Origin of the sequence: Gloeocapsopsis crepidinum LEGE 06123 (assembly GCF_015207655.1) — a bacterium.
Classification (GTDB): domain Bacteria; phylum Cyanobacteriota; class Cyanobacteriia; order Cyanobacteriales; family Chroococcidiopsidaceae; genus Gloeocapsopsis; species Gloeocapsopsis crepidinum.
This window is the reverse complement of the sequence record NZ_JADEWN010000083.1, coordinates 1-23,129: the sequence shown is the minus strand read 5'-3', so window position 1 is coordinate 23,129 and position 23,129 is coordinate 1. Positions and strand designations below refer to the sequence as shown.

Annotated in this window: 24 protein-coding genes and 1 riboswitch; of the genes, 14 read left to right on the top strand and 10 right to left on the bottom strand. The window is 41.4% G+C overall.

Features of this window, described 5'->3' with window-relative positions; translation table 11 throughout:
* The first annotated feature begins 19 nt into the window (after nt 1–19).
* Nucleotides 20–556 carry a bifunctional pyr operon transcriptional regulator/uracil phosphoribosyltransferase PyrR gene (pyrR, locus tag IQ230_RS23455; RefSeq protein WP_193934638.1) on the top strand — a complete coding sequence of 179 codons (537 nt, stop codon included), beginning with the start codon at nt 20–22 and terminating at the stop codon, nt 554–556.
* Nucleotides 557–798: 242 nt separating this feature from the next.
* Here pyrR and IQ230_RS27535 read toward each other — a convergent pair whose 3' ends face one another.
* Nucleotides 799–921, bottom strand: a complete 123-nt coding sequence (locus tag IQ230_RS27535) for a hypothetical protein (protein WP_265576248.1) — start codon at nt 919–921, stop codon at nt 799–801.
* Between the two features lie 69 nt (nt 922–990).
* Here IQ230_RS27535 and IQ230_RS23450 point away from each other — a divergent pair, with 69 nt between their 5' ends.
* Nucleotides 991–3,231, top strand: coding sequence for a hybrid sensor histidine kinase/response regulator (locus IQ230_RS23450; RefSeq protein ID WP_193934636.1), 2,241 nt, complete (start codon nt 991–993; stop codon nt 3,229–3,231).
* Nucleotides 3,232–3,264: 33 nt separating this feature from the next.
* On the opposite strand, the gene fni is transcribed toward IQ230_RS23450, so the two are convergent.
* From fni to IQ230_RS23430, 4 genes are all read right to left on the bottom strand, one after another.
* Nucleotides 3,265–4,317 (bottom strand): type 2 isopentenyl-diphosphate Delta-isomerase, encoded by a 1,053-nt coding sequence (fni, locus tag IQ230_RS23445; RefSeq protein ID WP_193934635.1) that lies wholly within the window; start codon nt 4,315–4,317, stop codon nt 3,265–3,267.
* Nucleotides 4,318–4,482: 165 nt separating this feature from the next.
* A complete protein-coding gene (gene cysC / locus IQ230_RS23440) occupies nt 4,483–5,067 on the bottom strand; it encodes an adenylyl-sulfate kinase (RefSeq protein ID WP_193934634.1) in 585 nt (194 codons plus the stop codon).
* 637 nt (nt 5,068–5,704) lie between these two features.
* Nucleotides 5,705–6,193 carry a DUF4385 domain-containing protein gene (locus IQ230_RS23435; RefSeq protein WP_193934633.1) on the bottom strand — a complete coding sequence of 163 codons (489 nt, stop codon included), beginning with the start codon at nt 6,191–6,193 and terminating at the stop codon, nt 5,705–5,707.
* A 30-nt stretch (nt 6,194–6,223) separates the two neighbouring features.
* Entirely contained in the window at nt 6,224–7,006 is a 783-nt protein-coding gene (locus IQ230_RS23430) for an ion transporter (RefSeq protein ID WP_193934637.1), read from the bottom strand.
* 209 nt (nt 7,007–7,215) lie between these two features.
* Here IQ230_RS23430 and IQ230_RS23425 point away from each other — a divergent pair, with 209 nt between their 5' ends.
* Nucleotides 7,216–7,641 (top strand): nucleoside deaminase, encoded by a 426-nt coding sequence (locus IQ230_RS23425; protein WP_193934632.1) that lies wholly within the window; start codon nt 7,216–7,218, stop codon nt 7,639–7,641.
* A 133-nt stretch (nt 7,642–7,774) separates the two neighbouring features.
* On the opposite strand, the gene IQ230_RS23420 is transcribed toward IQ230_RS23425, so the two are convergent.
* Nucleotides 7,775–8,431, bottom strand: coding sequence for a response regulator (locus tag IQ230_RS23420; RefSeq protein WP_193934631.1), 657 nt, complete (start codon nt 8,429–8,431; stop codon nt 7,775–7,777).
* Nucleotides 8,428–9,633 carry a sensor histidine kinase gene (locus IQ230_RS23415; RefSeq protein WP_193934630.1) on the bottom strand — a complete coding sequence of 402 codons (1,206 nt, stop codon included), beginning with the start codon at nt 9,631–9,633 and terminating at the stop codon, nt 8,428–8,430. Before IQ230_RS23415 ends, IQ230_RS23420 begins: the two co-directional genes overlap by 4 nt.
* Before the next feature lie 313 nt (nt 9,634–9,946).
* Here IQ230_RS23415 and IQ230_RS23410 point away from each other — a divergent pair, with 313 nt between their 5' ends.
* The 7 genes from IQ230_RS23410 to IQ230_RS23380 all read left to right on the top strand — a co-directional run bounded on the left by IQ230_RS23410 (nt 9,947) and on the right by IQ230_RS23380 (nt 14,354).
* Complete coding sequence (locus IQ230_RS23410; protein ID WP_193934629.1) at nt 9,947–10,414, top strand: P pilus assembly/Cpx signaling pathway, periplasmic inhibitor/zinc-resistance associated protein; 468 nt, start codon at nt 9,947–9,949, stop codon at nt 10,412–10,414.
* A 51-nt stretch (nt 10,415–10,465) separates the two neighbouring features.
* Nucleotides 10,466–10,636, top strand: a riboswitch (cobalamin riboswitch).
* Between the two features lie 41 nt (nt 10,637–10,677).
* Nucleotides 10,678–11,673: a sirohydrochlorin chelatase gene (locus IQ230_RS23405; protein WP_193934628.1), complete on the top strand. Its 996-nt coding sequence runs from the start codon at nt 10,678–10,680 to the stop codon at nt 11,671–11,673.
* Between the two features lie 78 nt (nt 11,674–11,751).
* Nucleotides 11,752–12,066 carry a regulatory protein SipA gene (sipA, locus tag IQ230_RS23400; RefSeq protein ID WP_193934627.1) on the top strand — a complete coding sequence of 105 codons (315 nt, stop codon included), beginning with the start codon at nt 11,752–11,754 and terminating at the stop codon, nt 12,064–12,066.
* Between the two features lie 37 nt (nt 12,067–12,103).
* A complete protein-coding gene (locus IQ230_RS23395) occupies nt 12,104–12,658 on the top strand; it encodes a peroxiredoxin (protein ID WP_193934626.1) in 555 nt (184 codons plus the stop codon).
* 316 nt (nt 12,659–12,974) lie between these two features.
* Nucleotides 12,975–13,325 carry a nucleotidyltransferase family protein gene (locus tag IQ230_RS23390; RefSeq protein WP_193934625.1) on the top strand — a complete coding sequence of 117 codons (351 nt, stop codon included), beginning with the start codon at nt 12,975–12,977 and terminating at the stop codon, nt 13,323–13,325.
* Nucleotides 13,312–13,653 carry a HepT-like ribonuclease domain-containing protein gene (locus IQ230_RS23385; protein ID WP_193934624.1) on the top strand — a complete coding sequence of 114 codons (342 nt, stop codon included), beginning with the start codon at nt 13,312–13,314 and terminating at the stop codon, nt 13,651–13,653. Before IQ230_RS23390 ends, IQ230_RS23385 begins: the two co-directional genes overlap by 14 nt.
* Nucleotides 13,654–13,844: 191 nt before the next feature.
* Nucleotides 13,845–14,354: a hypothetical protein gene (locus IQ230_RS23380; RefSeq protein WP_193934623.1), complete on the top strand. Its 510-nt coding sequence runs from the start codon at nt 13,845–13,847 to the stop codon at nt 14,352–14,354.
* Nucleotides 14,355–14,563: 209 nt separating this feature from the next.
* On the opposite strand, the gene IQ230_RS23375 is transcribed toward IQ230_RS23380, so the two are convergent.
* Entirely contained in the window at nt 14,564–14,983 is a 420-nt protein-coding gene (locus IQ230_RS23375; RefSeq protein WP_193934622.1) for a hypothetical protein, read from the bottom strand.
* Nucleotides 14,984–15,415: 432 nt separating this feature from the next.
* Between IQ230_RS23375 and IQ230_RS23370 the strand changes: the two genes are divergently transcribed.
* From IQ230_RS23370 to IQ230_RS23355, 4 genes are all read left to right on the top strand, one after another.
* On the top strand, nt 15,416–15,976 hold the full coding sequence (locus tag IQ230_RS23370; RefSeq protein ID WP_193934621.1) for a PadR family transcriptional regulator: 561 nt from the start codon (nt 15,416–15,418) through the stop codon (nt 15,974–15,976).
* Nucleotides 15,977–16,104: 128 nt separating this feature from the next.
* Nucleotides 16,105–17,034 carry a DUF5996 family protein gene (locus tag IQ230_RS23365; RefSeq protein WP_193934620.1) on the top strand — a complete coding sequence of 310 codons (930 nt, stop codon included), beginning with the start codon at nt 16,105–16,107 and terminating at the stop codon, nt 17,032–17,034.
* A gap of 210 nt (nt 17,035–17,244) precedes the next feature.
* Complete coding sequence (locus IQ230_RS23360; protein WP_193934619.1) at nt 17,245–17,955, top strand: response regulator transcription factor; 711 nt, start codon at nt 17,245–17,247, stop codon at nt 17,953–17,955.
* 5 nt (nt 17,956–17,960) lie between these two features.
* Entirely contained in the window at nt 17,961–19,073 is a 1,113-nt protein-coding gene (locus tag IQ230_RS23355) for a sensor histidine kinase (RefSeq protein WP_193934618.1), read from the top strand.
* 211 nt (nt 19,074–19,284) lie between these two features.
* On the opposite strand, the gene IQ230_RS23350 is transcribed toward IQ230_RS23355, so the two are convergent.
* Nucleotides 19,285–19,971, bottom strand: coding sequence for a hypothetical protein (locus tag IQ230_RS23350; protein ID WP_193934617.1), 687 nt, complete (start codon nt 19,969–19,971; stop codon nt 19,285–19,287).
* A 784-nt stretch (nt 19,972–20,755) separates the two neighbouring features.
* Nucleotides 20,756–22,789 carry a transketolase gene (gene tkt, locus IQ230_RS23345; protein WP_193934616.1) on the bottom strand — a complete coding sequence of 678 codons (2,034 nt, stop codon included), beginning with the start codon at nt 22,787–22,789 and terminating at the stop codon, nt 20,756–20,758.
* Nucleotides 22,790–23,129: the final 340 nt, after the last annotated feature.

Sequence of the window (23,129 nt, the reverse complement as noted above, 5' to 3'; positions counted from 1 at the left end):
CCCCTCACCCCTCACCCCTATGCCTGCTAAAGTTGTTGAAATTCTCTCTGCTGATGAGATCCGCCGCACTGTCACGCGCCTTGCTTCCCAAGTTGTAGAAAGATCGCGGGATTTGTCACAACTCGTCATTTTAGGTATCTACACTAGAGGTGCATTTTTAGCAGATCTGTTGGTGCGTCAAATTGAGGTACTTGAAGGTGTAACAGTTCCTGTAGGGGCGTTAGATATTACATTTTACCGCGACGATTTGGATCAGATTGGTATTCGCACTCCAGCTAAAACAGAAATTCCCTTTGATTTAACAGGAAAAACTGTGTTGCTCGTTGATGATGTGATTTATAAAGGACGTACTGTACGAGCAGCTTTGAATGCTGTTAATGATTATGGTAGACCTGCGGCAATTTGGCTAGCAGTATTAGTTGATCGCGGTCATCGCGAGTTACCAATTCATCCAGATTTTACAGGTAAACAGCTACCTACAGCGAAAGAAGAACAAGTTAAGGTGTACCTTCAAGATTTTGATGGGCGCGATGCTGTGGAGTTGATCGGTAATTAAATGAATTTTAGTAACAAAAAATACCTTTAGATTCCGTTATTTACTTAATCAAATGCGATGAACAGGCATCTTGCCTACCCCATATCTAATTTATTTTATTGAGTTAACTGAATTTTCTCAGTATTCACCCTTAGGATAGATGTAGCTTACAGCAGTAAACAGTGATGTTAATGTGTTAACGCTTTTTATATTTTCTTAATAATCAGGGGCGATCGCTATGAAAGCTGTGAAAAACATTACGACTATTCAAATCGTTTAGCGTTACGAGTTACCGCAAATAGTCCTGATACTAAGCGGCTGTTATGCAAACTGAGTAAAAATATTACTGCTATGGGTATAGCCGCATCATGGAAATGAAATTTCATTGGTTGAACCTTAAGACAAGCTAAGCATCTTGCCGCAAAACCTGGATAAATGACTGATACAAAATACTAATGACTTTTTTCTATCCCAGACTAGGCCATAACATCACCTTATTTGCGATCGCACTTGTTGTTTTTGGCAAACTACTTCTAGAACCAACCACTCAACTGGATTTTGGGCTAGCGTTATTTGTGATAGTCCTAATAACAAGCACCTGGCAGAATCTCATTTTAAGGCTTGCTGTTATCAGTTTAGCTATTGGGCTGTTGCTATGGAATGAGGCAGATAATGCAGCCTATTGGCAGCTAGGATTATGGGGAGGAGTAGCGCTTGTCCTTAGCGTCATCAATAACTTAGAACGTCAATCAGTAGAAGTATCCGCAACAACACTTGGGGAAGTCACGATGGCGTTGGAAACTGCTGTCGAATGCATTGCTAGGTTAGACTTTCAAGGACAATATTTAACAGCAAATCATGCCTATGCTCATTTACTAGGCTACAAGCCAGAAGATTTGATTGGCAAAAACTGGGAGATTACAGTTCATCCCCAAGATGTCGCCAAACTCACAGCGACTTATCGACAGATGTTGACGACAGGTAAAGCCGAAGGTGAAGCAAGAGGTATTCGCCAAGATGGATCGCACTTTTATAAACAAGTTACGCTTGTCAAAGTTAATAATCAACAAAACAGTGTTAGCGATTACTACTGCTTTGTCAAAGATATTACTCAACGCAAGCAACAAGAAGAAAGATTACGGCTATTAGAATCTGTAGTCGTAAATGCCAATGATGCGATCGTGATTACCGAAGCAGAACCAATTCAAACTCCAGGTCCACGAATTATCTATGTTAATGAAGCTTTTACGCGCATGACAGGTTATAACTTGCAAGAAGTTTTAGGGAAAACGCCGCGGCTACTGCAAGGACCAAAAACTGATAAAGAAACTTTAACTCGGATTCGGACAACTTTACAACAATGGCAATCTGATGTTTTCGAGTTAGTTAACTACCGCAAAGATGGTTCGGAATTTTGGGTAGAACTAAGTATTGTGCCGATTGCCGATGATACTGGCTGGTACACGCATTGGATTTCTGTACAGCGCGATATCACGCAGCGCAAAGAAGTAGAAGAGGTGCTAGCTAAACTGCTGCTACGCGAACAGCAAGTACGGATGGCAACTGAAGAAGCTAGTCGCATGAAAGATGAATTTCTCGCGGTTGTATCTCACGAGTTACGTACACCACTTAATGCAATGCTTGGTTGGTCGCGGTTACTGCGCAGTCGATCGCTTAACGAACAAACTACCATACGTGCTTTAGAAACAATAGAGCGAAATGCCCAAGCCCAAACCCAACTTATTGAAGATCTTCTTGATATTTCCCGCATGATGCGTGGCAAGTTGCGCTTACAATGTCGCCCTATTCATCTGACAAATCTTATTGAAGCGGCGATTGATACAATTCAACTAGCAGCAGCAGCAAAAGATATTCAAATTCATTCTCTACTGACAACAACTAAATCAGTTTTTGGAGATCCCGATCGCCTGCAACAAATCATCTGGAATTTGCTCTCAAATGCGATTAAATTTACGCCTCATGGCGGACGCGTAGAAATATCATTAATAGAACAGAACACTTATATTGAGCTAAATGTAACTGATAACGGGCAAGGTATCAGTGCAGATTTTCTGCCCCATATTTTTGAACAATTTCGTCAGGCAGATAGTAGTAGTAGTCGCAAACAGGGTGGTATAGGATTAGGGCTGGCGATCGCTCGTAATTTGGTAGAACTACACGGTGGAACAATTAGTGCGACAAGTCAAGGAATCGGTACAGGAGCAACTTTTATTGTAAGATTGCCCTTGCCACGAGAGAGTGACGTCCCTGAAACGACAAATGATACAGAATTTTCCCCAGAATCAGGAATTACTGGTTTAAAAGTGCTAGTTGTTGATGATGAAGCTGATGCTCGCGAACTTCTCAAAATCATGCTAGAGCAAGCAGGTGCAAATGTCACGGCAGTTAGTTCAGTTAGCGAAGCAATAAACTTAATTGAGCAACTTCAACCAGATATCCTATTAAGTGATATTGGTATGCCAGAAGAAGATGGTTACTCTTTAATCCAAAAAACCAAGCACTTGAAAACTAAGTCCGGAAAACAAATTCCAGCCGCAGCAATTACTGCTTATGCACGTGCAGAAGATCAAGCAAAGGCACTACAAGCAGGTTTTCAAACACACCTCTCCAAACCTATCGATCCAGTGCAATTAATGACAGTCGTCAAAACTCTTGCAGAACGGACTTCTTGCTAAAGCAACTAGAACTCACCCCTCACCCCTCACTCCTCACCCCTCTTTTACACGCTGCAATACTTCTGAACGTTTGAACTCCTCTAGATCTGCTGTGCCAGTACAGAACAGAACTGTAGTCATTTCGGCAATCAATACTTCAACTAACTCGTAAAGCGCTGCTTCAGATTCGGCGGCAGCTTGTAAGAAAGGTAATGCTAAACCTGCAAGATCTGCACCGAGAGCGATCGCTTTAGCAATATCTAATCCATGACGCAAACCGCCAGAGGCAATTAGAGGAATTTCGGGTGCTACCGCTCGAATGCTCGTGATACACTCTGCTGTCGGCAATCCCCAATCTGCAAATGTCATCCCTAAGCGACGCTGTAGGCTATTTTCTGCGCGTTCGCTTTCAACTTTTGCCCAAGAAGTTCCGCCTGCACCTGCAACATCAACTGCGCTAATTCCCGCATTCATCAATTTTTTTGCCATAGCCGCAGAAATCCCATTACCGACTTCTTTGGCAACAACTGGTACAGATATTTTGCTACACAACTTCTCTACTTTGTCAAGCAAACCGCGAAAATTCGTATCACCTCTGGGTTGAATGCACTCTTGTAATGGATTGAGATGCAAAATCAAAGCGTCAGCTTGCAATAAATCAACAACGCGCCGACATTCATCTAATCCGTATTTGTAATTGAGTTGTACTGCACCCAAATTAGCTAATAGTAAAATATCCGGTGCAAGCGATCGCACGGCAAAAGTTGGAGCAACTTGTGGTTTTTCGAGAGCAACTCGCTGCGAACCAACTCCCATAGCGATATTGTAATGCTGGGCAACTTCCGCAAGACGACGGTTAATTGTTCCAGCAAATTCTGTCCCGCCCGTCATTGAAGAAATCAACAGCGGATATGATAGCTGTTTTCCTAAAAACTGAGTTTTTAGGCTAATTTCATCGCGGTTAATCTCTGGTAAACAGCAATGTATGAAACGATAGCGTTCTAATCCATTTGTCGTTTGCGAAAATTGGACATCTTCATCGAGACAAATGCGCAAGTGTTCTGCCTTACGTGTCTGTGTTTGTCCTAACGAGTTTAAAGGGATCACAGGTTAATTTAAAAGCGATTTTTTACGACTGTACAACTAGTCATACTTCTATTAGCGAGATATTATTTAAACTTTACCCAATAAGAAAAAGGATGAGCAAGTGCCTTCTCGCACTCACTTATCCATAGATTAGAAGCAGTGGGTTATTATTTAGACACCTAATAACTAAGCAACTTTTGAGACACTATTGTTTGCATGAACATATTGATTGAGCTTTGCCATCACTTTCTCGACACTTTCAGACAAAGTCTCCTGGTTTGTTCTGCATTCAACTTCAGGATTGAGTGGCGGTTCGTAAGGATCGTCAATTCCAGTGAAACTCTTAATTTCTCCAGCGCGGGCTTTTTTGTATAGCCCTTTAACATCACGCTCTTCGCACACAGCTAAAGGCGCGTTGACATAGATTTCAAGAAAGTTACCAATCTTACCGCGTACTTCGTCACGAATTTCACGATAAGGAGAAATAGCAGAAACAATGACGATCACTCCATTGCGAGTTAGTAACTGAGCCACAAAACCGATACGACGAATATTTTCATCGCGATCGGCTTTGCTAAAACCTAACCCTTTCGTTAAGTTTTCCCGAACAATATCACCATCAAGAACTTCAACTTTGTAACCTTGCTCGCGCAGTTGCTCTTCTACCGCTTTACTAATTGTTGTTTTTCCTGCACCACTCAACCCAGTAAACCACAAAGTCATTCCTTGATGTTTCATCTTCCTGCTACCTTTACTTTTATTGCTACTCATGTGTTCCACACAGTCAAACAGATCGACGTGGAAATCTCTCAAACCTTTTCCTCAGTTGCAATCAACTTCCTAGACTAAATAGGGTAAGTCATAGTTTCTTGCGGCAAGATAAATAACATGAAGCTGGGTTCTATTGCATTACTACCTCTTGATAGTTCAGGAATATACACTGGCTGAATTGTAAACAAAATCTATCAGATTATACACACATATTAAAATTTTATTAACTGATAGTAAGAATTGAGTTTTATTAGAAAATAATATATATGCCAAGTGACAAAGCGTGATAAATAATCATACCTTTCGAGATCGGGTAATGAGAAAGCATTTAGCAGTTGGTATTGAGTTAAACAAAAGCTAATAGCTAATCGAAGATTGGTAACAGCTACCAATTACTCACTTATTCAGTAATAATTAACATTTTGTCAAGACTGGAATAAGTGACTTAGCAATATCTTTACAATCAACAGAAGTTTGTGAAATTTATGTATAGCAACGCTTACACCACGCTCCTGATATTTCTTATGTTGTAACTTTGTCGCATTATCCTACTTAAAGTCACAATGATTTAGTTACACAGATAACAGAATTTATATAACCTGAAGTTATTGCTGTACAATCCAGAGTTCTATTCTTCCTACTCGTACATCTGTTGATGTTTTTTCATTAGCTGAAGATATTTTTCATGCGTTTTTGCTAAAGCCCATTTCTCTTTAAAGATTGCAGCTGATTCAGCTTTGACAGGATCAATCTCTAAAGGTAAAACTTCTTTTCGCGCTTGCTTTTCGGCTTCCTGAGAACCTGCTTTTTGGGGGTTGGCTTTATACTTCCTGCCACTTTTATGATTGGCATAGCGACGCGATCGCGTGTACCCCATCTGCAAAAACTTACGCGCCATATCCGCACCAACAAAATCATCTTGTGCTAAATAGTTGAGAAATAGCTCATAAATCTTGTCACTCGATTCCCTGGCAATTTCAGGAGTTTTAAAGCGCCAGTATGGTAGGAGCTCCGACTTGTAAGGCTCTACTAGCAACACTCCTTGCTCACCTTTACCTACACGGTACAGTTCAGGTGAACAGCGAAAATCAATATTTTTAAAATCTAAAGAATAATCAAACGTCATAGTAACTTTGAATATAAATAACCAATAGTCCTACAAACTCTTTGCCAGTTTTGTACCACAAATCTTGCAGTACTGAGCATCCGCATCATGTAGAGATAATTGACAAGTAGGGCAAAGAGTTTCTACCTGGTTACTTGCTTTAATAAATTGTCTAATTAAATTACCTACTTGCCAAGGAATTAATGCGACACCAGTCATAATCATTAATACTGCTAGTAATCGCCCTACTTGCGATACAGGCGTGACATCTCCAAAACCGACGGTTGTCATAGTGACGACAGAGAAGTAAACTGCATCTAAAAATGTATTAAAATCAGAATTGACAGGATGTTCAACTTGATAAATTAGCCCTGAATAAATAAAAATAATAGCAAATAAAGTAAACAGAATTCTAGCAAAAATAATGCTATCTTCACTGCTAATGCGTTCAAATAAGAATTTTTTTTGAATAAATCTAACTAATCTAAGAATCCGAAACCAACGTAGAATTCGGATAAAACTAATATTGACCAAGCCTATGAAGAAAGGTAAAATTGCTAAAAGGTCAAGGAGCGAATATAAGCTAAAAAAATACTTTACTTTAGAATCTGCACACCAAAAACGCAATAAGTATTCTACAGCAAAAATACTTAATATAATTATATCTAAACCATCTAAAATTTCTTTCAAGTTATTAGAGATTGGATATGTCTCTATAACGAAAATAGCTGAAGATACTAAAACTAGGCTTGTAATTGCTAAATTAATAAACCTTCCTAGAGGGGTTTCTATATCTTCTAAATAAAATCCAATAACTTTTCTGGCTAGCAACATACTCATTACTTGCTAGTATTATACGAACCCAATAATATTAGTTTGGATGATGGCGCGTTATTCATAAATAAAGATTGTATTACACTAAATAGATGACATTTTTACAAGAAAAAATAATTCTATGTAATTAGAATTTAGCATATTTTTTATAGTCATAAAGCTACGGAAGCTCTATATTGTTGAAATACACCTACTAGCATGATTACAAGATGACTGCAGAATATTTTATGCGACTCGCGCTAGAAGAAGCAAAACAAGGAGATGCGCCCTATGGTGCGGTAATAGTTAAAGATAATAAAATTGTCGCAGCAGCACACAACACTGTGCAGCAAGATAATGACCCTTCTGCCCACGCAGAAATGAATGTCATTCGCAAACTGACATCTCAAATAAAAAACCTGTCTTTGGCAGGATACACAATATACACGACAGGTGAACCTTGCCCGATGTGTGCAACCGTATGTGTTTGGGCTGGTATATCTGAAATTATTTGTGCAATCTCTATTGAAGACTTAATTCGTATAAACCAATCACAAATTGATATATCTTGTGATGAAGTTATTGCCAGAAGTTTTAGAGATATTAAAGTGACAAAGGGGTTATTGAAAGAAGAGTGTTTGGAGCTATTTAAGTAAAGATAAATTGCTAATTAGGGGTACTAAAAGTTTGGAATTTTGTTTGAGAAGAAAGGTGCCGGAGGCATTTATTAAAAGAATTTCCTTAACTCAAAGTTTCACGACTCTCTTAAACTCAAAACTCACAACTCAACTAACTTTTTCTATCAGGTTCTACATGGTGGAGGAACGAATTAGCAACAATAGCCGCTTGCGTGCGATCGCGTAGAGAAAGTCGATTCAAAATACTTGTAACGTGATTTTTGACAGTTCCTTCTGAGATATGAAGTGTTTGGGCGATCTCTCGATTACTTTCACCAGCAGCAATTAAGCGTAACACCTCGCGTTCTCTTGGCGTAAGTTCTGTCCAACCTGAGGGTGTTATTGCGGAAGATTCTGGAACTTTTGCAATAATTTTCTCAACCAAACCAGGTCCTAGCTGAGTATAACCTTTATAAACTGCCCGAATTGCTGCGGCTAACTCTTCTGAGGGTGTATCTTTAAGCAAATAGCCCATTGCACCATTACGCAATGCGGCGGCAACGTACTCATCATTATCAAAAGTTGTGAGTACAAGCACCTTGATTTGGGGAAACTGCTGAGTAATTTCTTTTGTTGCGGCGACACCGTCCATTACTGGCATTCGCACATCCATAAGTATGACATCAGATTGCAACTTTTGCAGCAAGTGCATTGCTGCTTGTCCATTTTCTGCTTCTCCGACAACTTGTAAATCTGGTTCTAACTCAAGTAAAGCTTTTAAACCCTGACGAATAAGATTTTGATCGTCTACCAGTACTAGGCGAATCATGTCAATAACCTTGGCAAGGGGATTGTCGCAGTAATACAACAACCACCACTAGGCACGCTGTTGATTTGAAATTCACCTCCCAACGCAAGGACGCGATCGCGCATACTTTGCAGCCCAAATCCTGTAGTGTTCTTGTTTAATGCAAATCCTTTGCCATTGTCTGCAATTTTCAAGTGTAAAGATTCCACTGATGTTTGGATATCTATTTTGACTTTATTTGCTTGTGCGTGTTTCCAAATATTAGTAAGTGCTTCTTGTGCGATCCGGTATACCGCAGTTTTGACATCAGCAGGAATCGGATGGTTCAGTGATAGATGATAAATTGGAGAAAATCCCGTAGAACGATGAAACTCAGTCGCTAAAGCAGCGATCGCCACTTCTAAAGACTGACCATGCAGCGGATCAGAGCGCATTGCCAAAACAGATTGTCGCACCTCACGTAATGATTGAGAACCTAAGTTTTTGGCTTGCAATAAGAAAGTTTGCGCTTTAGCAGGGTTAGATTGCCACAATTTTAGAGCAGTTTCAAGCTGCAAGTTCAAGGCTGTTAGAGAGTGTCCGAGTGAGTCATGAATATCTCGTGCAATGCGGTTGCGTTCTTGGAGGGTTGCTTGATCTTCAATACGTAGTGCATATTGTCGCAGTTGCTCATTTGCGATCGCTAGTTTTTCACGAATTTGTCGCTCTGCCAGCACAGCATTCATCAACAACAATACAAATACTAAGCTTAATCCAAACGAAAGCGCAAAACTTAATAATGTAAACCGCAATCGTTCTTGCAACATGGGAACTGCAGGGACGTGTTGAAATCGCTGACTCAATGTCAGGATAAATAAAGTAAAAGATAAAGTTGTCACTATAATGCGTCCTGGTAGTTGAAAAATAAGACAACTACGGATGACAAGAATAATATAAAGAAATGGAAATAGCCGAATGCCTCTTCCCACAAAAACTCCAGCGAAAAGAATCAAGAAAATTTCTAGTGCCGTGTAAAGTATTTTAGAGATGAGTTTATCTCTAGGCATTCGTAAACCTAGTAATCCAAAAAACACTAAACTAATAATCGTTAAAGTTGGTAAAGCATGAAATCGGCGAAAGTGAATTGATAAAGCTTCTGTAATAGCAACCGCCAGTAAAAGTAGCCACTCTAGTAGTAGTAAAAACCGAAAAGGATGTGTGTGAATGTGGATTGGACGATTCATCTCATCTAGATTTTTTGCTAAATGTTGAGTAGGTGAGCGTAATTATTGCTCACACATTTTAGGCTTGTTAATACTTAATGGTTAATTATTGCTCCACTGACTATTGACCATTGACCGATAACAACCCTAAGTTACATTTATTTTCACTTACTTACTACCTATTACCCATTACTGTACTCAGTACAGTGAATTTATTGACGATCAGCATCAGCAATACATGACTTTAGTCATACTTCAATTCGTGACTTTTTCCTCATGCTACTTAGGAAGGCAAGTTTTTAGGATAGATACATCAAATATGAGGAAGTCAATAATGTCGCCATCAAAGAAACTAAAATTTATGTCGCTGTTTGCTGGAGCAATAGCACTTTCTACTGTCTTCGCACCTTTAGCAATTAATGCACAACCTGCTGCACCTCAATTAGGACAACGTGCAGGTGCTGGCAGAGGTATGGGCAAAATGGCAGGTATTGAACTCAGTGCGGAACAACAAGCTCAAATAGAACAAATCCGCAATGAAACGCGCACTCAAATCGAAGGAGTGCTTAGCCCCGAACAACGTCAACAATGGCAAGCTGCTGCACAAAATGGGCAACGACGACGTGGTGCAATGGCTGCTTTAAATTTATCCGAAGCGCAAAGAACTCAAATTCGCCAGATTATGCAATCTTCAAAAGATCGCGCAACAGCAGTTCTTACCCCCGAACAACGCCAACAGATCGAGCAAAGAATGCAGCAATGGCGTCAACAGCGTCAGCAACGCAACCAAACAAGCAATTAGCAATTGATCAACAACCCCTCCGGTAGTATTTTTGAACTGGGAAGAATCAGTTAAGATAACAAGGCACAAGTGATCTGTCACAGTATAGGGAAACTTCGGTGTAAATCCGAGGCTGTGCCGCAGCTGTAAAAGAAGTTGTGAGTCATGGGGTATGAATCTAGATATCAACTCAAAACTCAAAACTCTCTAAAGCCAGAATGCCTAACTGTGACTCGCTCACACTATATTCCTGCGTCGCACAGGAACGGAGCACTAAAACAAAGATGCCTACCATCAATACAGTAAATTCCACTCTACTGAAGAACCCAGTTAGTACAATCGAGTTACCCCCTTTACCTTTACGTCGTCCTTTGCTGATGATTGGTCACGGTACCAGAGATGCAGCAGGGCGACAAAGCGTTTTAGACTTTGCTGCTGCTTATCAAGCTTTAGATTCCTCCAGACCTGTTGTCCCTTGTTTTTTAGAACTAACAGATCCAACGATTCAAGAAGGTGTCGATCAGTGTGTCGCCCAAGGGTATACCGAACTTTCTGCCCTACCAATTTTGTTATTTGCGGCACGGCATAATAAATTTGATGTGACTAACGAACTTGACCGCGCGCGTCAACGTCATCCTCAAGTGAAATTTCACTACGGGCGACATTTTGGCATCACACCAGGAATTATTGATTTATGGCGATCGCGTCTTGCTGAAGTAGACGATCCACATTGCGATCGCGCTGATACCGTTTTGCTATTTGTTGGTCGCGGTTCGAGCGATCCGGATGCCAATGGCGATGTTTATAAACTAGCACGCATGCTTTGGGAAGGTAGCGGTTATCAAACTGTAGAAACCTGCTTTATTGGTATTACCCATCCTCGCCTCGAAGAAGGCTTTCGCCGCGCGCGACTTTACCAACCCAAACGGATTATTGTACTGCCTTACTTTCTCTTCACTGGCGTATTAGTCAATAAGATCTTTGATATCGCTGCCCAGCAACAAGCACAGTATCCAGATATTGCTGTCACCTGTTTACCAGAAATGGGGCTACATCCGCAGTTGTTTTCCATTCTCCGCGATCGCGAAATTGAAACTCAACTTGGCAATGTGCAAATGAACTGTGAAATGTGTAAGTTTCGGCTAGCGACTGTAGGTCCCCATAACCATACGCACAACCACGATCATCACCATCATCATAGTCACGACCACTCGCACCCTACAGTAGATCCTTACGCCGATCTCGAACAATATCACCAAAAAATTTGGCAAGTTCCTTAAGAGAGATCAGTAATTGGCTATCAGCAGCAAAAATGAATATATTCTGTCATGCTGATAGCTACTAGCTGAAGCCCAGTTATGTCTAAAGAATTTGCCATTGGAGAAACTGTGCGTGTCGTCGTACTACCACCCTACTTAAAAACATCCGATCCCATGCCAATGTTGCGCCCACCAGACATCATTCAAATTGGTGAAGAAGGAATTGTCATGGATCGCCGTCCAGGTGGGTATTGGAGCATTCGCTTTACACGCGGAACTTTTCTGATAGACGGTCAATACATTGAAGCAGTGAGTAGTTTAAATGAGCCACCATCTGCTAGCCATCTAGAGCAACCGACAACAATCAGTCAAATTGACACGCAACCACAAAGCGACAAAGATAGCAGTACGTAATGTAAACTTATGTTAAGTTGAGCTTGCTGTTTGCATTATGCTGTCCCGTCGCTATTTTCTTCGTACAATCATCAGCTTGTGTTTTGCTGTCACTACTTTATTTTTTGCCCCACCCAGCTTTGCAATTGGTGGCAAACTTCCTGCGCTCGATCAACTCGCCCCAGAATTTACTTTGCCAACCAATACAGGAAATGGAGAAATTGCACTTACTGATCTACGCGGTAAATGGGTGGTATTGTACTTTTATCCTAAGGACTTTACAGCGGGTTGTACGTTAGAGGCGCGGCGTTTTCAGCAAGACTTACCAAAATATATAGCTCAAAATGCTCAAATCATTGGTGTTAGTGCTGATTCAGTTGACTCCCATGCTGAGTTTTGCAACTCAGAAGGTTTGAAATTTCCCTTACTTGCGGATACAACAGGCGAAGTGAGTAAAGCCTATGGCTCTTGGCTAGGTAATCTCTCAGTACGGCATAGTTTCATCATCGATCCGAAGGGAATTTTACGAGCTACCTTTGTTAAGGTAAATCCTGTCATTCACAGTACAGAAGTCCTAACCCGTCTCACTGAATTACAAGGAAATGTTTCGTAAGAGAAGAAAGTATACCCAATCTCTGAAATGACTCAACACTGCTCAAATAATTGATGACGATGACATTGTTGTGCAGTTTAATCTATTGGTCAAGGCAATCCATTCAGGTGATGTATCTAAGTTGAGCGTTTGAGGAAGTTATCGTTACAGTAGTTGATTAGCAGTAGGCGGTAGAAATGACGCTAACCACATACGGCAAATTTATATATAGAAGTGTATGAGATTATCAAACCAATAGGTGGGAAAGATGAATTGCTTAGTTGTTAATCAACCCTAAAATTGAGGAAAGATCAAAATCACTCGCTGCACAATTCTGATGGAAAAAGTTGATGTTGCAGGATTTCAGCCGTTCTCTGTTCCCACCGCGATCGCACTACCAAAAGCGGCGATCGCTCAATTCTGTCAACGCTGGAAGGTGGAAGAGTTTTATTTATTCGGCTCGGTGCTACGGAATGATTTTCGTCCCGATAGCGATATCGATGTGATGGTGCAGTTTGCGCCAGATGCTCATTGGGGATTTGAAATTGTAGAGATGAAGCAAGAATTGGAAGCGATGTTTAGGCGCAAAGTTGACTTTCTGACCAAAAAATCAATTGAACAGAGTGAGAATTGGATTCGCCGCAAGGAAATTTTAGGAACCGCAAGATTAGTTTATGCCCAACGATGAAGCTTCAGTTTTGGATATTTTCAAAGCAGGGCAACGAATAATCGAATTTGCTCAAGGATTGAGTAGAGCCGATTTAGAAATAGATGTGCTGCGGCTATCTGCAATTTTGTATCAAATTCAGATTGTCGGTGAAGCAACGAAGCGTCTATCGATTGAGTTTCGGGAGCAGCACTCGGAAATTCCCTGGAATCGAGCAGCAGGAATGCGAGACATTATTGCTCATCAATATGATCGCATCGATCTCGATGTGGTTCGGACTGTAGTTCAAAGGAGCATTCCTGAGTTGCTGGTAATGATTGCGCCATTGTTACCAGAAGAACCGACATAGCGATCGCACAATGAGCAGAACTTACCGATCTCGATCGCTTTCTCACAGAGATGCTCAAAGCAGACATTTCAATTTTTGAGTCTTCACTGGAGCCATTTATTTGTTTTTGCAGGTTTCCGTACGTACCTTATTGTCATCTCTATGTACAATATCTCTAAATTGCTACAATACTTGCTCCTCGGAGACTGTATATGGAATGGGAACCAGATCCCCTTACCGCAAAAAAGGCGTATACTCAATTTCAACTTCAGCAGTCTAAGCCTCTAGTTAGATGGCGAAATACAGAAGCGTTACTACGTCACAATACATTAGCAATCCTCATGCCTATTGTGCCGTTGTCAGTAGAATATCGTTTACGGCGAGCATCAAAACTTGCAGAAGAATCATTATTAGAGTTGGCAGAAATTGATCTTGATACGATTAGTGATACTGAATTGCAATCAGCTCGTATTCTAATTGGCTTAAGCTTTGTTGGGTTTGGAGCGCTATTTACAGCCTTTTTACTACTTTACGTATCTACATTGCATCCCGAACTTAACTCGACTGGACAAATACGACGCTATTGGTATCAATACATCTGGTTTGTCTGTCTCGGCGTGGCAGGATTATTTGTATTGGGAAGAGAAGCTATGCGATCGCATAGCCTCAATGTTACGTCATCACAAAAGGTTCCTTGGGACGATCAATCAAGCTGGAATTAAGCAAAAAAAAATGCCCTACCATTGTGTTATGGCAAAGCATTTAGTGGTGTGAGGAGCAGACTTTATGTCTACTTATAAATAAGCATATTAAATGCATGTGGCAGTACAGTGGCAGTAAGATTGCAATACTGTGACATTTTTATGTGTTGTCATGGTTCATCAATAAGCATTTGTCGCAGTGCGATCGCGATCGCACTGCGAAGGTTGATTTAAGCTTCAACATCGGATGCTAGGAGTTTTGACACTTCTGCATGTGCTAACACCGCAGCAGGTTCTTGCTGGAGAGCATTATAATATTTTCGCTCAAATGCATTACCTACTTCTGATGGCATCAGCAGTTCGCGAACATCAGCCATCAAATCCTGAAGATCGTCTTGCAATATTGGTTCATCTGCTGAAAGCATCTCATCAATATAGACAATTAGCTCAGAAATACGATGTAGCCAGGCAAATTGTTCGTGCTCAATTACAAGTTGTAGTAGCTCTCCACTTGATACTCGCCCGCGTCTTTGTTCGTAACTAATACGTTCTGCTTGCAGCAAACAGGCGTGGAGGTGTAGCAATTTGTTGCGTAAATTGCGCAAATATTGATGTTGCCGTATTCTTTGGAAAAGTTGATTAGAAGTCAATGGAATCCATCCTCCTAGTACGATAGTCTTCAATAACTTGAGATCTTCTTGTTATGAGGCACTATAGCGGATGACAAGCTCGTTGATTTGTGTACTACTAGTAAGTGACTCATTTCACGTATTGTGTTAGTGGCGGTTGCTACTTTTTTCCCATTTTGTGCAAAGATCAATAGCCTATCTCACACACACTTCTCGCCTATTCTAAATAAGCCTTCCCTTTTTAGTACATTAGTGGGGTATCTTATACGACCGTTACAAATTATTCCATCTTTGCAATAGTCCGCAATTCCTCAATAAGAGAACACCGCAGCGATCGCATTTCTCTTCATTAAATTTAGCTGTTTATATGATTAATCATATACTAAAATAGTTGTATATAAGAGGGTGACAACACTACTACTAAATGAGCCGTGAGATACGGAAAACCGCCTGATGTCGCTAGCATACGCAATTTTAGGTTTTCTACAAAAAGAAGGGATGACCGGCTACGATCTCAAAAATAACTGCTTCGATCAAACCATTGCTCATTTGTGGCCTGCAGATCAAGCGCAAATCTACAAAACCCTTGACAAGTTAGTGGAACACGGTTGGATTACCTGTACCGTTGAGAGGCAACGCGATCGCCCGCATCGTAAAGTCTACAGCGTCACACAGACAGGAAAAGCAGCACTTTCACAGTGGCTGCAATGTCATCAGCCCTTGCCAACAATCCGCGAACCTTTGCTTGTTCAATTATTTTTTGCGGCTGAATTATCAAATGCAGAAATTCTATATCTACTAAAACAAGAATTTATGGCTCATCGAAAAAAGCTTGCTGATTGTGACAAGATTACATTATTATCACCGCTTGATGCTACAGCTGTCAGTCGCGAGCAAGTTATGCAACGGTTAGTACTGGATTTGGTTAGGCAAAAAGAACAGACCTACCTTGACTGGCTGTGTAATGCCATTGATGTTGTTAGTCATCTGCAAGAACAACGCGATTGTAAGTAGCACAGCATGAGAGGCGATCGCATTGAAAACTAGCACAATACTGATACAAGACTTATATTTGGGTCATTAGTTCAATTGATTTGATTTAAAAGTAGATTCTGTTTACTCTTCAACCAAAGGTTTTTATCATGGCTGATTTGCTGCATGACAAGCATGTGAACACTCCTTGGTCAACCTTACCTGTTGCAGCATGGCAAGATACGTATGCAACACTACATCTGTGGACTCAAATTATCGGCAAAATTCGGCTAGCGTTAGCTCCCAAACTCAATCATTGGTGGCATTCTACTTTGTACGTAACTCCACGCGGACTAACAACTGGTTGCATTCCTGATAACACGCGCACCTTTGCAATTAGCTTCGATTTTTTAGAGCACAACTTACACATCGAAACAAGTGACGGTATTACTCAAACAATTGCTCTCGCTTTGCGTTCGGTAGCAGACTTTTACCAAGAGGTGATGGAGAAACTCCGCGCTAGTGGAATTGAAGTACATATTTGGACAATGCCCCAAGAAGTGGCAGATCCTATTCCATTTGAGAGCGATCGCCAACACGCAGCTTACGATCCGCAGGCTGCACAAAAGTTTTGGCAAATTCTCGTGCAAGCCAACCGCATAATGACAACATTTCGCTCGCGCTTTATTGGTAAATCTAGCCCTGTACACTTTTTCTGGGGTAGTTTCGACCTCGCAGTGACTCGCTTTTCTGGGCGTATGGCTCCAGAACATCCTGGTGGAGTTCCTAACATGGCAGACTGGGTGACACGCGAGGCGTATTCGCACGAAGTCAGTAGCTGTGGCTTTTGGTTTGGTGGTGGGGCGGTAGCAGAACCAATTTTCTACTCCTATGCTTATCCCGAACCTGAAGGTTTTCGCGATTACCTCGTTCAGCCACACGAAGCATTCTACAGCGCGGATATGCGAGAATTCATTTTGCCCTATGAAGCAGTGCAGCATGCGAACAATCCTGATGCAATGATTCTTGCATTCTTTCAAAGTACATACGAGGCGGCTGCAAATCTAGCTAACTGGGATCGCGCAGCGCTGGAGCGGTAGTAATCTGTTCTACTTTGAGGTTGATATATGTAGGTAGCAGGGGAGAATACAGAATCTAGAGTAATCAATAAATTACAAATTACGAAGTAGTATAAGTTCTGATTAAAAGCTCATACCAAATTCGGCACTGTAGATCTTGAGGCACAAAGATTAAGCTGGAATAATAAACCCCAAAAAATACTCGGTTGATGTCGCTTACCCTTGGTGGAGATGGATATATTAATTGTTGAGGATGAAGCCGAAATTGCCGGATTGATTCAACTTGCACTCGAAAAAGAAGGATTTTCTTGTCAAAGCTGTCGTGATGGTTTAGCTGCGTTGCGCTTATTTCAAGAACTACAACCTGATTTAATTATCCTTGACTTGATGCTCCCTGGCTTAGATGGACTGGAAGTATGTGCCAGAATTCGGCAAAAACCTGGTACTAAAGATCCTTACATCCTCATGCTCACAGCAAGAGGCGAAGAAATTGATCGTGTCATTGGTCTATCGACTGGTGCAGATGATTATCTGACCAAGCCTTTTAGCCCCAGAGAGTTAGTTGCGCGAGTACGAGCATTGTTACGGCGGAGTCTACGCCAAGGCGGACAACATCAAATTCATCGAACTCAGCATTTTATAGTAGATGTAGAACAACGCTCTGCCAGTCGTCAAATCAGCAGCGATCGCACTGAAGATTTAGATCTGACAACCTTGGAATTTAACTTACTTAGCACCTTTGTGAGTAATCCTGGTCGTGTCTGGAATCGCACGCAGTTGATTGACAAACTTTGGGGAAGTGATTTTTTCGGTGATGAGCGTGTTGTCGATACCCACGTTGCCCGATTGCGAAAAAAAATTGAGCCCGATCCTGCTAATCCTACTTTTATTAAAACTGTTGTTGGTGTCGGCTACAAGTTTGAAGACTCAACAACACCCTGAAGCTTATGACGAAAGTAGATTTACGTAAGCGAAATTTGCCACTAGCATCTCGTCTGTTCCTTTCACACTTGTTAGTGGTGATGGTAGCAGTCATGAGTCTTGTCATTATTGGTAAAGTGTCTTCTCCACGCTATTTCGTTGTCCGTCTTGAAGAACTCGAAGGCACTGGATTTCGTTTGCGCTTTGCCCGCACTGAACTACTTCATGGATTTGAAAGCGCTTGGTTTCGCGGTACAGTGTGGTCTGTTGTTGTGAGTACTACAGCAGCCGGAGGACTCAGTTACTGGGTATCCAAACGCATCATGCAGCGGCTAACGGAGATGGAACAAATTACTCAAAAATTTGCTGCTGGACAACTAGATGCACGGCTACCTGCAAGCGATATTCCAGAGTTACAGCGCCTTGGTATTAGCTTTAACCGCATGGCAGCTAGCTTGGAAGACGTAGAACAAAGGCGACGCGAACTGATTAGCGATCTTACGCACGAATTACGAACTCCATTAACCGTTGTTCGCGGCTACCTAGAAGAACTAGCAGATGGTGGAGTCGAACCGTCAACTGAAATTTATATGCGGCTTGCTAGAGAAACTCGACGTCTAGAGCGCTTGGTTAATGACTTACAAGAACTCTCGAAAGCTGAGGCAGGTTACTTACCAATCAATCTACAACCAGTCAATCTTTCCCCGTTATTGCAAGCTTTGATAGAAAAGTTTTCAGATCAGATTTTAGAAGATGGTCCAGTTTTGCAGCTCAAATGTCCATCGCAATTACCACCTGTGCTTGCAGATATTGATCGCGTGGAGCAAGTTCTCGTTAATTTGTTAGGTAATGCAATTCGTTACACAACTCAAGGTGCAATTACTATTCGTACTTGGACTCAATCGCGTAAATTGTGGATTGCCGTGAGTGATACTGGTATTGGTATCGCACAAGAAGACTTGCCTCACGTATTTGAACGCTTTTGGCGTGCAGATCGATCGCGCGATCGCCATTCTGGTGGTACTGGAATTGGGTTGGCAATTTCGCGTCGTTTAATCGAACTACAAGATGGTCAAATTTTTGTTGAGAGTCAACTCGGCAAAGGTAGTACATTTTACTTCTTTCTACCCTTAGCTTGACGAAAGATGATGAGGCGGATACTTACATCAAGTTCGCTTGATAAGTGTTAATTTCTGAATCTACACAAGACCTATTAGCAGATGTATGCACCCATAGTTACAAAATTGAGACCTGCTGCATCTGCACCTGATGCTCCAAAAATAGTAATGCTAAGTAATTTACGCAACACACTCCGTCGCAGTCTACTTCGAGTGATACGTCAATCAAGAATCAATAAGTAATTAAGGCATAAGTTCCTTGAGTCCTTGCCTGCGTTTGTACCTTGACTTTTGCCTCTTTTACCCATTTTTCCAATGTTTCCATTTCACCAGGACGATGAGCATCATCGAGTAAGATCGTATTTTCGTTGGAGAGATACTGCTTCATTACAGGTAAAAGTCCATAACGACCTCCAGGCGTTTTTCCAGGAGGACCATCACAAATAATTAACTGGAATTGCTGAGGCAAAATGTTCAAAGGTGGGTCGTACCAAAAAAAATCACCATAGTCTCGTAAGGGAGATAAGCATACATTGACTGCTGGTATTCGGTGTTTTTGCAATACATCAAGAACATGCGATCGCCAATTTGGTAAATGTTCTAGCGAGTAAACCTCAACTCCACGACGACCAGCAAGTAAGCCCAAAATAATCGTTGTTAATCCGCTGCCACACTCTAAAATTGGACCAGATGTCTGAACTGCTTGCTTCGCGACTTCTTCAAGATAGTCTAAGTTAGCTACAAATCCATAATTTCCCCAACCGAGGTGCAAGTTCTGCAACATTTTTCGTGTAGGAATTTGTCCTACTGGTAGTTGAGCAATTTGTCTTACTGTGCGATAAAACAAATACTTTAACCAAGCTGCTCTGATTGTTTTCTTGTATCGCGGAGGAGATAAGCGGATAAGTAGTTGAATCATTTGAATTTTCCTTGTGTAAGTGTGGATTATAAACTCATAAATCTACTAAAAAACTCATTGGAGTATCAGTATCAGAGTCACGGTATTACACTATTGTGTGTTACTGAGAAAAACATTAGATTAACAAGACAGTTTATACCAAACAACCATGTTTTTTATAAAAAAAATATTTGCTGATATAATTGTGGTTAATCTAAAATTAACCAATTGAGCAATGAAGTCACTACAATTGGCACTTAAGTTATCACTTAAAGTTTTTTTTGTAAGTATTTAAAACTACATTTACTATCAAAATAGCTATTGTACATTAAGTAGCAAAAAGCTATTTTTGAATACATTAAATCGAAGTATCAAGTAAGCTCAATAAAGTAGAAGGTAGAGAGCTTAAATGATGAGTTGTCGGTACCCTTTGATAAAAGTGCTAGGCAAACTATTCTTCTTGTATTCTTTTCTCCTGTACTTTGATTACCTATTTATATCAGCTTTGAAGCGAAATGCTGTGATTTCTATCCTTTTAGCAGCCTTATAGAGGAACAGTAGACCTCCCGCATGAATCACAGGTACCCTAAGTTATAAGTGAAAGCACACTTAACAGTGGCAGTTTTATCAATAAGGTGATTTCTGTAGAGTATGTTTATTTAGCTACAAATTTATGTGTGCTTGCATTCATGTATGATGTTTAGGATACAAAGTAGCGTTTTAATGATTAATAAAATAGGGGTTCTTGCAAGAACCCCTAATCTGGTGGCTGTGAACTTTTAGCGACTTGAGAACAATCTGTAGATTATTCTCCTAAAACTGCTTTTGCTTTTGATACCACATTATCAACTGTGAAGCCAAATTTCTCCATACAGACTCCACCTGGAGCCGAAGAGCCATACTGATCAATACCGATCGCAATACCTTCATCACCAACATAACGACACCAGCCAAACGTCGTGCCAGCTTCAACTGACACCCGCTTTTTCACTGCTTTAGGTAATACCGATTCCCGATATTCAGCATCTTGCTCTTCAAATACTTCCCAACAAGGCATAGAAACAACTCTGACTTTCTTGCCTTCGCCCCGCAACTGCTCAGCTGCCTTGACACACAATTGAGTTTCGCTACCTGTACCAATTAAAATCAAGTCCGGCGTGCCATCACTATCAGATAGAATATAAGCACCCTTCGTGACTCCTTCAATCGAAGAACCGGCAAGATTTGGTACAGCTTGGCGAGTCAGCGCAAGTACAGAAGGTCGTGTCTTGTTGCTATATCGCTTACCGCGTGCAGCTTTAATTGCGACTTTGTAAGCGCCAGAAGTCTCATTACCATCTGCAGGACGGATGACATACAACTCAGGAATAGCGCGTAAAGAAGCAACATGTTCAACAGGTTGGTGTGTCGGACCATCTTCACCCAGCGCAATCGAGTCGTGAGTCATGATGTAAATCACGCCAGCTTCAGACAATGCCGAAAGACGAATTGCCGCCCGCATATAATCGGTAAACACGAGAAAAGTTGCACCGTAAGGAATCAGTCCAGAACCATCGAGTGCTAGACCATTGCAAATTGCGCCCATACCGTGCTCGCGCACTCCAAAACGGATGTAGCGATTTTCGTATTGACCTTTTTGGAAGTCTCCGGAAGTTTTGAGCAAAGTATTGTTAGAAGGAGCCAAGTCGGCTGAACCACCAATCAGTTCGGGAAGAACTTCAGCGATCGCATTTAAACAATTACCTGAGTGAGCGCGGGTGGCAATTCCTTTGTCTTCGGGTGTATAGGTAGGTAGCACCGAATCCCATCCTTCAGGTAGCTCAGCTTGATGCATCCGCTCTAAAAGGCGAGCATCCTCAGGATATTGCTGCTTGTAGCGCTCGAATAATTGATTCCACTCTTGTTCTAACTTTGCACCGCGATCAATCGCTTGACGCCAGTGATTTAAGGCATCTTCAGGAACTTCAAACGGTTCATGATTCCACCCTAAATGTTCGCGGGTTGCTTTAACTTCATCTGCACCTAGCGCTTCACCGTGTGCATGGCGAGTGTTAGCTTTTTTGGGAGAACCATAGCCAATTGTAGTCCGTACCTTAATTAAGGAGGGTTTATCCGTTACAGCTTTGGCAGCTTCAATTGCTTGGTGAATCGCATCTAAATCAGTGTTACCGTTTTCCACGACTTGGACGTGCCAGCCGTAGGCTTCAAAGCGCTTACCAACATCTTCGGTAAACGCAAGATCGGTCGAGCCATCGATTGAGATCTGGTTGTCGTCGTATAGGGCAATCAGCTTACCAAGACCTAAGTGTCCAGCTAACGAACACGCTTCACCGGAAACACCCTCCATGTTGCATCCATCACCTAAAATAACGTAAGTGTAGTGGTCAACAATGGAGAAATTAGGTTTATTAAACTTAGCAGCTAAGTGAGCCTCCGCCATAGCAATGCCAACTCCATTGGCAATGCCTTGACCCAAAGGACCCGTTGTAATTTCCACCCCAGGATTCATAAAGTTTTCTGGGTGTCCAGGGGTTTTTGATTCCCACTGACGGAACTGCTTAAGATCTTCAAGCGTCAGATCTTCATAGCCTGTTAGATACAGCAGGGCATACAACAACATACTGCCGTGTCCTGCCGATAGCAAAAAGCGATCGCGGTTGAACCAAGCAGGATTTTTGGGATTGAATCGCATAAATCGATCCCATAAGACAAATGCCATTGGAGCCGCGCCCATCGGCAGCCCTGGATGACCAGACTTTGCCTTTTCTACAGCATCGATTGCTAGAAAACGAATTGAATTAATACAAAGTTCTTCGAGGGATTGGGTTGCAACAGCCATAGTCTCTTATTGTTAACGACGGGTTAGCACGCTCATGGAGTGGGCTGAAATTGTAATCCTCAGAGATTGCCCTAAGCACTTATTAACGATCATCCCATTCTTGGGGATTGACAGGCAAGCATTCTTGCCCAAACCATGATGAATAAGTTTCTCCACTTGACAATTTTTACTACGAGAGCGTTGATTTAATCGGCAACAGCTCAAACAGAAAAAAGCTGAGGAGCAAAGGTATTTTTAGAATACTTACTATAACTTCACCTTTTCCTCGCTAAATTTGGCGTTGCTGAATAGGAGTATAATTTGCCCCCTTACCCCGTGAATAAAAGTGTCATCCTTATCT

What these genes read in the sequence shown, in the direction of transcription:
- pyrR (WP_193934638.1), top strand. Translation starts at nt 20, where the DNA reads ATGCCTGCTAAAGTTGTTGAAATTCTCTCTGCTGATGAGATCCGCCGC.
- IQ230_RS27535 (WP_265576248.1), bottom strand. Translation starts at nt 921, where the DNA reads ATGAAATTTCATTTCCATGATGCGGCTATACCCATAGCAGTAATATTT.
- IQ230_RS23450 (WP_193934636.1), top strand. Translation starts at nt 991, where the DNA reads ATGACTTTTTTCTATCCCAGACTAGGCCATAACATCACCTTATTTGCG.
- cysC (WP_193934634.1), bottom strand. Translation starts at nt 5,067, where the DNA reads ATGAGTAGCAATAAAAGTAAAGGTAGCAGGAAGATGAAACATCAAGGA.
- IQ230_RS23435 (WP_193934633.1), bottom strand. Translation starts at nt 6,193, where the DNA reads ATGACGTTTGATTATTCTTTAGATTTTAAAAATATTGATTTTCGCTGT.
- IQ230_RS23430 (WP_193934637.1), bottom strand. Translation starts at nt 7,006, where the DNA reads ATGTTGCTAGCCAGAAAAGTTATTGGATTTTATTTAGAAGATATAGAA.
- IQ230_RS23425 (WP_193934632.1), top strand. Translation starts at nt 7,216, where the DNA reads ATGACTGCAGAATATTTTATGCGACTCGCGCTAGAAGAAGCAAAACAA.
- IQ230_RS23420 (WP_193934631.1), bottom strand. Translation starts at nt 8,431, where the DNA reads ATGATTCGCCTAGTACTGGTAGACGATCAAAATCTTATTCGTCAGGGT.
- IQ230_RS23415 (WP_193934630.1), bottom strand. Translation starts at nt 9,633, where the DNA reads ATGAATCGTCCAATCCACATTCACACACATCCTTTTCGGTTTTTACTA.
- IQ230_RS23410 (WP_193934629.1), top strand. Translation starts at nt 9,947, where the DNA reads ATGTCGCCATCAAAGAAACTAAAATTTATGTCGCTGTTTGCTGGAGCA.
- IQ230_RS23405 (WP_193934628.1), top strand. Translation starts at nt 10,678, where the DNA reads ATGCCTACCATCAATACAGTAAATTCCACTCTACTGAAGAACCCAGTT.
- sipA (WP_193934627.1), top strand. Translation starts at nt 11,752, where the DNA reads ATGTCTAAAGAATTTGCCATTGGAGAAACTGTGCGTGTCGTCGTACTA.
- IQ230_RS23395 (WP_193934626.1), top strand. Translation starts at nt 12,104, where the DNA reads ATGCTGTCCCGTCGCTATTTTCTTCGTACAATCATCAGCTTGTGTTTT.
- IQ230_RS23390 (WP_193934625.1), top strand. Translation starts at nt 12,975, where the DNA reads ATGGAAAAAGTTGATGTTGCAGGATTTCAGCCGTTCTCTGTTCCCACC.
- IQ230_RS23385 (WP_193934624.1), top strand. Translation starts at nt 13,312, where the DNA reads ATGCCCAACGATGAAGCTTCAGTTTTGGATATTTTCAAAGCAGGGCAA.
- IQ230_RS23380 (WP_193934623.1), top strand. Translation starts at nt 13,845, where the DNA reads ATGGAATGGGAACCAGATCCCCTTACCGCAAAAAAGGCGTATACTCAA.
- IQ230_RS23370 (WP_193934621.1), top strand. Translation starts at nt 15,416, where the DNA reads ATGTCGCTAGCATACGCAATTTTAGGTTTTCTACAAAAAGAAGGGATG.
- IQ230_RS23365 (WP_193934620.1), top strand. Translation starts at nt 16,105, where the DNA reads ATGGCTGATTTGCTGCATGACAAGCATGTGAACACTCCTTGGTCAACC.
- IQ230_RS23360 (WP_193934619.1), top strand. Translation starts at nt 17,245, where the DNA reads ATGGATATATTAATTGTTGAGGATGAAGCCGAAATTGCCGGATTGATT.
- IQ230_RS23355 (WP_193934618.1), top strand. Translation starts at nt 17,961, where the DNA reads ATGACGAAAGTAGATTTACGTAAGCGAAATTTGCCACTAGCATCTCGT.
- IQ230_RS23350 (WP_193934617.1), bottom strand. Translation starts at nt 19,971, where the DNA reads ATGATTCAACTACTTATCCGCTTATCTCCTCCGCGATACAAGAAAACA.
- tkt (WP_193934616.1), bottom strand. Translation starts at nt 22,789, where the DNA reads ATGGCTGTTGCAACCCAATCCCTCGAAGAACTTTGTATTAATTCAATT.